Source organism: Sphingobacterium sp. HSC-15S19, from assembly GCF_050433745.1.
GTDB classification, from domain to species: domain Bacteria; phylum Bacteroidota; class Bacteroidia; order Sphingobacteriales; family Sphingobacteriaceae; genus Sphingobacterium; species Sphingobacterium siyangense.
The window spans coordinates 105,382-116,749 of sequence record NZ_JBNPWQ010000003.1 but is presented as its reverse complement, the minus strand read 5'-3'; the positions used below and the strand labels follow the sequence as shown (position 1 = coordinate 116,749).

General features: G+C 40.3%; 5 protein-coding genes. 1 reads left to right on the top strand and 4 read right to left on the bottom strand.

The genetic code is table 11. The annotated features are described in order from the left end of the window. Nucleotides 1-2 precede the first annotated feature (2 nt). From L1283_RS03775 to L1283_RS03760, 4 genes are all read right to left on the bottom strand, one after another. Nucleotides 3-1,040, bottom strand: a complete 1,038-nt coding sequence (locus tag L1283_RS03775) for a FecR family protein (protein ID WP_286732458.1) — start codon at nt 1,038-1,040, stop codon at nt 3-5. A gap of 66 nt (nt 1,041-1,106) precedes the next feature. Then, entirely contained in the window at nt 1,107-1,634 is a 528-nt protein-coding gene (locus L1283_RS03770) for an RNA polymerase sigma factor (RefSeq protein WP_075991636.1), read from the bottom strand. Between the two features lie 423 nt (nt 1,635-2,057). After that, nucleotides 2,058-3,629: a RagB/SusD family nutrient uptake outer membrane protein gene (locus tag L1283_RS03765; RefSeq protein ID WP_286851434.1), complete on the bottom strand. Its 1,572-nt coding sequence runs from the start codon at nt 3,627-3,629 to the stop codon at nt 2,058-2,060. Between the two features lie 184 nt (nt 3,630-3,813). Next, the gene (locus L1283_RS03760; protein ID WP_201639534.1) at nt 3,814-6,798 is read right to left on the bottom strand and encodes a SusC/RagA family TonB-linked outer membrane protein; all 2,985 of its coding nucleotides are present in this window, start codon (nt 6,796-6,798) and stop codon (nt 3,814-3,816) included. Between the two features lie 433 nt (nt 6,799-7,231). On the opposite strand from L1283_RS03760, the gene L1283_RS03755 reads away from it, so the two are divergent. Continuing rightward, nucleotides 7,232-11,188: a hybrid sensor histidine kinase/response regulator transcription factor gene (locus L1283_RS03755; RefSeq protein WP_429625780.1), complete on the top strand. Its 3,957-nt coding sequence runs from the start codon at nt 7,232-7,234 to the stop codon at nt 11,186-11,188. Nucleotides 11,189-11,368 lie beyond the last annotated feature (180 nt).

The following is an 11,368-nucleotide window of genomic DNA, read 5'->3' as shown; positions in this document are numbered from 1 at the left end:
TTCTATTTTTTAGGTTTGAGTATATATGTATTATGTTGTTTTTCAAGAATAAACGGATTCACCTCAACAATCAACTGCAGAATAGACGCCGCAAGATCCGTTTTGTCTTTCAGGTCCATTGTTGGATTCTTGCTAAACCGCCCCTTTATCCGATAGTTTTTAACGATTAATGAATCATAAGATATAGGTACATCAAGCTCATGATTGATATATTGGATAATATCAGATACAGCGGTTTCTTCCAATTGGAGCCAATTGGCGCTCTGGTGAATTGTTGCCGGATTGCGGTACGGTTTTTCCGTTGCGGAAAGCATAAGCTGGGCCGGTAGACTTTCCCTTGCGCTCATTTTTGGCGTACCTTTGAAATTTGAAACAAGCATCTTGTTCGCCCCGCCAAAATAAATCTGTTGGCCAGGTTTCAAAATGTTTGTCTCTACTACGGACGGTTCTATCGATTCAACGCGAACTTTCCCCTCAAATAATCGGATCAGAACATGTTCAACTGCCGCATTATAATCCACGATGAATTCTGTTCCCAGCGCTGTGGTCATCAACGTGCCGCTTTCGACGATGAAAGGTTTTGAAGGATCCTTTGCTACTTTAAAATTGACTCTTCCACTGAATAGTTTAACCCGCCGAAAATCAAGATCCGGTTTTATACCTAGCTGAATCAGTGCACCGGGTTCCAAGGTTAAAATTGAATTGTCTGCTGCAATAATTTCTTTAGGCTGAGCAGAAGGGTTGTAGTAAATTTCCTGAATGAAGCTTGCTGTTTGTAGAGGTTTATCGGTTGATATGCCCAAAAGATTGGATAAAACAAACAGGAAACCAAACAGGACGAATACAGTAATAATTCTCAACAGGCTATCGCCACCACGTTTTGACTTATTTTCCTGATTGATATAGGATACCCAATCATCTTCCGAAATGAGATCGTCCAATAATGTCGGATCGTCATTCAGCCAGGTGAACACAAGTTTCGCTTCCTCAGCAGAACATTCATTCGCCAGGAATTTATTTAATAAGGATTTGCGATTCATAACAGTTTCTATCCTTTTAGCGGGATAGGTATATAACTGTTATACGAATAGTGATGGGCTTGTCCCCTAAGACAACTTAAAAAATTTTTTAATAAATTTCAGGCCAATGCTAACGTGGTTTTCTACAGTCTTCGGGGAGATGGACAATTTGACGGCAATTTCTTTATAACTCAATTCTTCAATTTTATGAAGATAAAACACCTGTTGCCGCATAAAAGGCATTTGTGTAATCAGCTCTTTTACGTATTCTAACTCTCCTTTATAGGCAATTTGTCGTTCAAGATCTTCATATTGGGTCAGTACAAATGGTTTCTCAAACGCTACATATTTTCTATTCAATGCACGCCGGCGCAATTCATCAATCAATTTTGTGCGCGCAATCTGGAAGAGCTGGGTACTGAATTGGATTTGCTGATTCGCATTATTTTTACGTTCCCAAACAATTAAAAAAGTCTGTTGGACGACATCTTCAGCAAGATTCGAACATTGGGTCTTCTGATACAGAAAATAGTATAATTTCCTGTACCAATAACGATAAGCTAAAAAAAACTCTTTTTCGTTTGTAGGTGCCCGCTGTAGGATTTTATTAATCATAATCTACATTTAGATAGTCTTGTTTCAATGCTGTTATCCTTTTCACAAAGAATATCGAAATTGGTATCTGACAGAATTTCAATTTGATCCATCAATATGACCCATGCTTTTTGGCTAGTTATCCACCTCTAAAGTGATTATTTTTTATCAAAAAAACAAGACAATATTTTTCAATAAAGCAATTGCTTCTATCTCTATTTTAAGCACCTTCTTTCCTAAAAGCTTTTTGGTCTCACAAGAACCAACTGTCATGAAAGTAAACTGCTGGTTCTTTCTGGTCAAAAGAAACGAATTGTAAGAAACGAATTGTTTCAAAAAAAGAAGGTATTTAGCTGATAAGAGTAAGTTCCTATCAGCTAAATACCTTTTAAAATAAAACGAACTTCTTGAAGTTGCTTGTTTTACTGATGCATATATAGCAAATTAATAACCCGTATTTTGCTTCAAATTTGGATTGACGGCAATCTGTTGGCTCGGGATTGGATAAACCAATGTTTTGGGATCGGCATCCGCAGCCTTTTCTTGCCAGGCCAATAAAAACTTACCAAAACGAATTAAATCCTGTCTTCTCCAGCCTTCCCAATATAACTCGCGAGCACGCTCATCCAATAAATTATCGAGCGTCAATGCCGTCAGGTTATTAACACCACGGTTCGTCCGAATAGTATTGACCAAACCGAGTGCCTCTGTTGCTGTTCCTGTTCCACCTCTCAGAATAGCCTCTGCTTGCATCAGCAATACGTCGGCATAACGAAATACAACCCAGTCGTTGTTTCGTTGACCAGTGACGGCATAATCAAAAGCATACTTCATTGGACGGATACCAGCTGTTTCCAGGGTTGCACCCGATGTACGGATGGTCACTTCACGCGTAAAGACCAAAGGCGCATTCGCTGGGTTCCGCGCCATTAAAGGTTTGTTTGTACTCCAATTGTATTGCTGTCCAGCAAAAAAACCAACATTTTGACGTTTGAATTCTTTTGTTCTGTTAGAAGTCGTATCAGCTGGATAATTATAATAAATTCCCCTTCTCTCATCAGTATCCGAAAATTTATCGTAATAATCTGATAAGGTACACCAGCCATTCCAACCCCCTGGATTCATATTATAGTGAGCAACGGTATTCCAGGTACGGTCCACATTTCCACCTCTATCTCCATTTTTATTGTATAAAGTGAAAATATTTTCGGTAGACTTCTCGTCGTTATCCGGCGCAAAATTATCAAAGTATTTGCCCTTCGCAGAAATCGTATAGGATCCCGAAGCGGTAATTTCTTTGGCTAAGGTCACTACCTTATTCATATCCTCGGCAGCAAAAGAAGGAGCTTGTCTATTTAAAAATGTTCCCTTATTCAAATAAATCTTCATCAATAATGCTTTCGCCGCATTTTTATTGGCTACATATGCCGCTCTCGGCCCGTTTGCAGGCAAACTTGCTATAATTTCGTTGAGATCCTTCACCATATAGTCAATAGCCGCCTGTGGCTGCAACACCTCTGGTGCGATTCTAAAATCTTCAAAAGAGGCTCCTTCCCGGACGGGTACTACGCCATAAAGATCCAACATATCAAACATGACCAACGCACGAATAAACTTCGCTTCAGCGCCTTGTTGCGCACTCGGATTATACCGCAACACATTGCCCGCATTATAGATGGCTGTACCCAAACTGACAAAAGTATTGTTCATGTAGCCATTATCTGCATTCCAGGTGTGTAAATGGATCGCACGATGCATACCATTATCATCCCAGTCGCCACCCCGTGTAGGGGCCATGGCTGCGTCCGTTGATATTTCCTGCATCACCCAGCGCTGTTCCTGCTGATAAGGGGTATTCAATGAATTGTAAGCTGTGATCAACAAGCTTCCAGGATCCACATTGGATGTCCCTTCCTCTAATTCTCCTTTAAATTCCTCCTTTAGTTTAGTACAAGAAAATGTACTTGTTACAATGGAGCTAATTATTCCGATATATAATAAAGTTCTTAATTTCATCTTTTTCATCCGTCTAAATTTGATTATTTATTCATCCATTTTGACTGTAAGGCATTCATACTGCCTTTGGTGTTTCATTCGTAATGAGGCGATCAGATTTATTCATTTTTATTCATTCACTAATACGTTTAAATCCATCTTGATGCTCTCCTCTTTTTATTATCTAATGATCTACAGTATACGCTTAAAGTGAGAAGTTAACCCCCAATAGGATATTTCTTGCCGGTGGATAGGGTAAATATTCGATACCCAACGAAGGAATACCATTTGTTGCACCATCTGTATTCACCTCAGGATCAAATCCTGTATACTTCGTGATGATGAAAAGATTCTGTCCAGTAAGGGATACATTTAAGTTCTTAAGTGTTCTACCTACATTTCCAACACGATAGCTTAAAGTAAGATTAGCCATTTTTAGATAATCACCTTTTTCAAGGAATCGCGTCGAAGGCGCAGCCGAATTGGAAGTAGACTCTTTTACAGCTGTATTAAAGAATGCTGAACCGATATTACGTGATGATAGATTACTCAATCCTAAAGTTGTCGCGGCCGTATTATTGAATAGATAATGTCCAAAAGCACCATTCATATTGGCAGCCAAAGAAAACTGTTTGTAATTTACGTTGGTAGAAATACCCAATAAAGTCGTCGGATTTGGACTGTTCATATAGAATTTATTAATTGCAGGGTCGTTGGCCGTACTGATACTACCATCCTGTCCGCGATACATGCTCATGCCTGTCTGCGGATCAATACCTTGGTAATCGGCCAGGTACCAAACATTCAATGGTTGCCCATTTACCATACGTTGTCCCAATACACCTGAAAAACCTTGTCCACGCAATGCCCCTGTTTCGTAATAGCCCACTAGACCGCTTACACTGTTTTTCAGGAAAGTTGCATTACCTGTCAAATCCCAAGTCCAATTGTCATTTTTAATAATTGTACCGGTCAACGCGACCTCTACCCCTTTATTGACAATCTCGCCATCCAAATTTACCCAGATACGCCCTGCTGGAGCTGGCTGTGCAAGAGTTTGCTCAAATAGTGCATCTGTGGTCTTCTTATTAAAATAATCAATGGATCCATACAGACGGTTACCCCAAATTCCAAAATCAATACCTGCATTGATCGTGGTCGAAGTCTCCCATTTCAAATCAGGATTACCATAGTTTGCCTGGCTTACACTTTGGTTACCAAAAACCAATCTATTTAACGATGCCCCAGATGGGAATTCTTGGTTACCTGTTTTTCCCCAGCCTACCCTTACTTTCAACTGATCAAAAATACCGGTAGATTTCAAAAACTCTTCCTGATTCACATTCCAGGCTACGGCCAATGAAGGGAACATGGCGTATTTGTTGTTTGAACCAAATTTCGTCGAGCCATCCCTTCTTACTGTTGCAGTCAATAAGTAGCGATCCAAGTAATTGAATCCGCCACGCAAGAAAAGTGATTGCAACTGGTTGGTTGGACTTCTATACGACGATATTTCACGCGTGGAAACAGGTGTATATTGTAGATAGTCAAAATAATCTAGTCCCATATAACGAAATCCACCGCCAAAGGAAATGTTGTTGTTGTAGTTATAATCCAAATACTCGTAACCTGCTACCGCATTGACACTCCAATCTGAATTGATTTGTTTATTGTAAGAGAGCATATGCGTCATTTGCAAGTTGGTTTCTCCGTTATTGGAAATAAAGGCCTGCTCATTGTTCACAGCTGAAGGATCAATAAGTCCTGCGCGGTACATCCCTTCACGGTTTCCAGTTTGTCGCATTGCACTATAGATAAAACGATATTCCAAATCGTCTGTAATTTTATAGTATGGCGCCAAGTTGATTACCATGGTATTTGTTGTCGCCAAATCTTTAAAGGCATCAATACTTGTCAATGGGTTTCGCGTAGTTGAACTGACAAAGGTTAAATTGCCTTGATCGTCCCGTAATGGTCGTGTCGGATTCCATTGTAACGCTTGAGAAATCACATTTCCTTCCGAACCTACCATCGCATTGATCGGTGCGTATTTATTATCCATTTGCGTCAAAAAGACTGCAAAATCCAATCCCAATCGTTTGTTTTCCAGAAAACGGAAATTCCCGTTAAAATTGGCTGTGTATTTCTTCAGCTGTGATCCACGAATAATACCGTTTTGGTTTAAATATCCACCTGAAAGGCGATACTTACCATACTCAGTTCCGCCAGCTACATCAGCATAGTAATTTTGCGTGATCGCTTTTCTTGTGATCGCTTTAAAGGCATCCTCATTGCCACCAAAATCAGCATTTGCGACTTCAGATGGTGTATAATATTTCAACGCTTCTCTAAATCGAGCAGCATCTAACACATCCGGATATTCCCGCATGGTCGAAACACCTGCAGAGGCTCCTACAGAAACCTCGGGCTGCCCTACTTTACCTCTTTTCGTCGAAATAATGACAACGCCATTTGCCCCACGTGAACCATAAATTGCCGTAGCCGATGCATCTTTAAGGATGTCCATACTAGCAATGTCACCCGGATTCAAGTAAGTCAAAGGATTTCCTCTGTCGGAAGAAAAGCCTCCTCTTCCTTCAGGCAGAGGCGAATTACCCGACATAGGCACACCATCCAGCACAAATAATGGGTTGTTACTGGCACGGATCGATGAGTTTCCACGGATACGTACTGTGGTTGATCCGCCAGGTTGCCCCGTATTATTAATCACCATAACCCCTGGTGTCTTTCCTTGTATTAATTGATCGGGACTCGTCATGATCCCCTTATTGAAGTTTTTCGCTCCAATAGTGACCATAGACCCCGTGAGATCTTTTTTACGGGCGGTACCATAACCGATCACAACGACCTCATCTAGACCCTGACCGGCACTAGGTTCCAGCGCTACGGTGATATCGTTTCCCACAATGGGTACTTCTTTTAAAGTGTATCCAATAAAGGATACTTCCAGCGTTTTCGCTTCACTGGGAACAGTAAATGTAAAGGAACCTTCCGTGTCTGTTGTTGTAGCCGCGGTTCCCCCTTTTACCTTAATTGTAGCTCCTGCCAATGGACCTTGAGTCTCATCTACAACCTTTCCCTTCAAGACTTTCGTCTGGGCAACTACAATAAAAGATACAAGCAAAAATGTAAGCGTCATTACGCATTGTGCAAGTAGTTTATTTTTCATACGCTTTTTGATTGGTGGTTTAATTGATTTTTATATCATGCATCTAGGATACACAAATGATACTAAGTGATTTTAATGGTATTTTTTTTGCTCCAAAGCCCTTTTGAAATGCGTATAGTCTTCCCCAATAATGGCAAAGACGTAGCGCTCGGTATCAAGGCCTTTAAAGCCAAAATTCAAAACCAAAGCATCGTGAACATCATGTCTCACATGTAAAAACAAAAACCTAACAAACTGAAAAACAAGGACACAGGACTTACCTGTCATAATTCTAGGGCGAAACATACGTTTATATTTGGTTATTATTGTTTTATAAAAATGCGTAAATCCTTGTAGCTAGTCCAATCAGAGCGTCTCAATTTTATATCAAAGCGTATCAGTAAAACTCTTTTTTATCTTTTAATTGACTATTTTTAGTTCAACGTAATCAGTTTTGAAAAGAATAACCACCATACTCCTTTTATATATCTTGCTAGCATGTATTAACGTGCAGGCACAATCGATCTATTTTAAAAATTATCAAACCCACGACGGTCTCTCCAATAGCACGGTCAAATGTATTACACAGGATGTTCAGGGTTTTCTATGGTTAGGGACAAGGAATGGTCTCAATCGCTTTGATGGCAATCAATTTAAGATATTTAGACACAATGCTTCAGACTCTACAAGTATCGGAAGTTCGTCCATTTTAAGTATTCTCACAGACAGCAAAGGAATACTATGGGTGGGAACCACACGCGGTACCTATTGTTACGATCCTATTAAAGAAAATTTCACACCATTCAGGGGAGTACCAATCGGTGAAGTAAATGCCATACACGAATACGCCGGTTTTATCTGGCTGCTTTCGAACGGAAAACTTTATCGCTATAATTCTTATACAACAGAAATAATTCCATTTGATCAGAACAAAAATACCATTGTAGCGATTACCAGCAGCAAGAAAGGCGGGTTGTGGACAACGGACAATAACAGTACCATACAACGGTACCAGGTAAATACGAGCAAATTTGTCGAAGTTGACCTTAAAAAGATCGATCGAAAAGCATTGGCAAATACAAAAACCGTTTACGCCATCAATGATTCCCTATTGATGGTTGGGACAATCAATTCGGCTTATTTGTTTGATTTCAAAAATGGCCGGTTAAAAAATCTATTTGCAAATCATTACCCCAATAAAGTCATCCAGGCAAACTGTATTATTCAACAGACGGAGTCGATATACTGGATCGGAACAGAAACTGGAATATATACCTATGATATTCACACGGGTCAGAGCCAGCACATCAAAAAAGATCTGCTCAATCCATTTGCCATATCTGACAATGCTGTCCTGAATTTCTATCGGGACCGTGAAGACAATATCTGGTTTGGAACATTTTTCGGCGGCTTTAACCAATACAGCAACCAATTCGACAATTTCAAAAAATATCTATCCGGATTCGGAAAATCGGCCTTATCAGGCAATATTGTACACGATATCAAAAAAGATCGCTATGGAAATTTCTGGATAGGAACAGAAGATGGTGGCCTGAACAAAATTGATGCTCAAACACAACAGATTCAGCACTTCCTTGCCAATGGAAAAAAGGGAAGTATAGCGCATAACAATGTTCATGGCCTGGCAACAATCGGCGACGATCTTTGGGTAGGCTCCACAACACATGGACTAGACGTTCTAGACGTAAAAACCGGAAAACTAAAAAAACACTATGATCGCATCGGCAAAGGCCCCTTACAAAGCAGCTTTGCCGTATGCCTCTATAAGTCTAAAGACAACAGCATGTTTGTCGGGACAGACCGCGCACTATACCGCTACAACAAAAATAGCGACAGTTTTGACCTCCTTCCAATTACCGCATGGATACAAGGCATTTATGAAGATCAATATGGTATACTGTGGATCAACACCTACGGTAGTGGGGTCTACCAATATAACCGCAGTTCGGGAGAAATTCAGCATCTGTTATCTGAACAAGGTAAACAAAATACACTCGTCAATAATTACGTCAACGGTCTATTTGAAGACAGCAAAAATAACTTGTGGTTTTGCACCGAAAGCGGCCTCTCAAAATACCGTCGTGATGGTCGCTTCACCAATTATCTGACCGAATCCGGTTTACCTTCCAATCAGGTATTCAAGGTCCTGGAAGATGACAACAGGAGCATCTGGATATCTACCGGTGGTGGACTGGTCAGACTGGATGAAGGTGTCCCGCGTAGGGTCATCTATACATCGAGAGACGGGCTTCCCGCAGATCAGTTTAATTATAATTCGGCTTATAAAGATAGCGATGGAACTTTATATTTCGGGACGATTAAAGGAATGGTTAGCTTCAATCCCACAAAATCCATTAAGAACAGCTTTATTCCACCTATATTCATCAGCGGCATTCAGATTAACAATGTCAACGTACCGGTTGGTGAAAATGGCATACTGAAAGAATCCATCTCCCTATCAGAAGAGATCCAACTGACCTACGACAATTCCAATATTAGCTTCAATATCGCCGCCTTGAGCTTTGTTTCCCCAAAGAGCAATCCTTATCGTTATATCATGGAAGGTTACGATAAAGACTGGACCGATATTACAGGCAATCAAAAAATCTATTACAATAAACTTCCTCCGGGCACTTATACGTTTAAGTTCAGAGGTGCAAATAACAACAGCGTCTGGAATCCGGATGAAAAAAAACTGCTCATCATCGTTTCGCCACCCTGGTGGCAGTCAAATTGGGCATACTTACTTTATTTTTTGAGCTTCGGCACCATTGCATTGCTCGTATTACGGTATTACTTTCTCCTTATAAAAGCCAACAATGCCCAAAAGATGGATAGTTATGAACGAAAAAAAGAACAGGAAATATATAACCTCAAGCTGGAATTCTTCACCAACCTGGCCCACGAAATTCGTACGCCACTCACGCTGATCAAAATGCCCCTTGAGAAAATAATCAATAACCATAAATTTACCGATCGCGACACAGCCAAAGATCTTGCACTGATTGAAAAAAATACGGCGCGATTAATTCGCCTCACCAACCAATTACTGGATTTTAGAAAAGCAGAAACCAACAATATGAGCCTTATTTTTACTAAAACGGATATTAATGCCCTCCTATCCGAAGTATTTCACGATTTAAATTATCTCGCAAAAGATAAACAGCTGCACTATGACCTCAGTCTCCCTCGTATCAGTCTCACGGCTTATGTGGATGAGGAAGCCCTTCGAAAGATCTTTACAAACCTGATTCACAACGCCATCAAATATGCGGATCAAGAAGTCTATGTCAAACTCCTCCCTTTTAATAGCGATGATATTATGTTCAATATCGAGTTTAAGAATGATGGTGAGCTCATTCCCTTTGAGAAAAGGGAGAAAATATTTGAACCATTTTATCGCTTAAATGAATCGGATAAAGATACGGGGACGGGCATTGGTCTTCCTTTGTCCCGCTCTTTGGTCGAATTACACCAAGGAAACTTATCCCTTGTACATCTGGAGGAAAACCGGAATATATTCCTGCTATCAATCCCAATTTTTCAGGAACAATCGCTCGACATCAAATCTTTTCAGGAAGATAACGACGATCAGGTATTGCATGATAGATCCGATGAACAGGAGGAAGAAAAGCCGGTGATTCTGCTCGTCGAGGATAATAAAGAAATACTGGCCTACCTCAATAAAGAATTGAAAACCAGCTACACTGTTCTACGGGCAGGGAACGGTGCCGAGGCCCTCGAAATATTAGACCAAGAGAATGTACAACTTGTACTAACAGATATTATGATGCCCATTATGGATGGTCTGGCGCTATGCAAACGCATCAAAACAGATATTCTGTATAGCCATATTCCCGTTATTTTTCTAACGGCAAAAAATGCGCTGGATTCAAAAATTCAGGGATTAAAAAATGGTGCCGATGCCTATATCGAAAAACCCTTTTCGCTTGAATTCCTCATGGTACAGATACGCAACATCCTCAAAAACCGTAAAATTATCAAGAATTACCTAACCAATTCTTCCAGCTCCAACTTAATGGATATTAACGTTTCAGCACCCGACAAAGATTTTATCAGTCAGCTGAATACGGTTATTTATGAGAATATTTCAACGATAGATCTCAATGTGGATGAACTGGCCAAATTGATGCATATGAGCCGTCCAACCCTTTACCGTAAAATCAAAGGACTCTCTGACCTCACACCCAATGAATTGATCAATATTTCACGGTTGAAAAAGGCGGCAGAACTACTCACCCAAAAAGAATATAACATCACCCAGGTATCAACGATGGTCGGTTATACCGTGCAATCCAATTTTTCAAGGGACTTTCATAAGCACTATGGCATGTCGCCAAGCAGCTATATTCTTGAAAACAGCAAGTGATAAACACCAGTTCTAGCACCAGGAAGAAGATTATTCCAATGGCGTAAAAACTGTTGCCGAGATGCCGAAAGAATATCGGCACTGATAAAGATAGAAATCGCCCCTAGGTAAAGAAAGAATCGGGGACAAATAGAAGGGACCAAGAAAATCCAATTGAGGAACCCGAGCGAGGCAAAAACA

Excerpts from the sequence above, each read along its gene's own strand:
- L1283_RS03775 (WP_286732458.1), bottom strand. The coding sequence starts at position 1,040 with ATGAATCGCAAATCCTTATTAAATAAATTCCTGGCGAATGAATGTTCT.
- L1283_RS03770 (WP_075991636.1), bottom strand. The coding sequence starts at position 1,634 with ATGATTAATAAAATCCTACAGCGGGCACCTACAAACGAAAAAGAGTTT.
- L1283_RS03765 (WP_286851434.1), bottom strand. The coding sequence starts at position 3,629 with ATGAAATTAAGAACTTTATTATATATCGGAATAATTAGCTCCATTGTA.
- L1283_RS03760 (WP_201639534.1), bottom strand. The coding sequence starts at position 6,798 with ATGAAAAATAAACTACTTGCACAATGCGTAATGACGCTTACATTTTTG.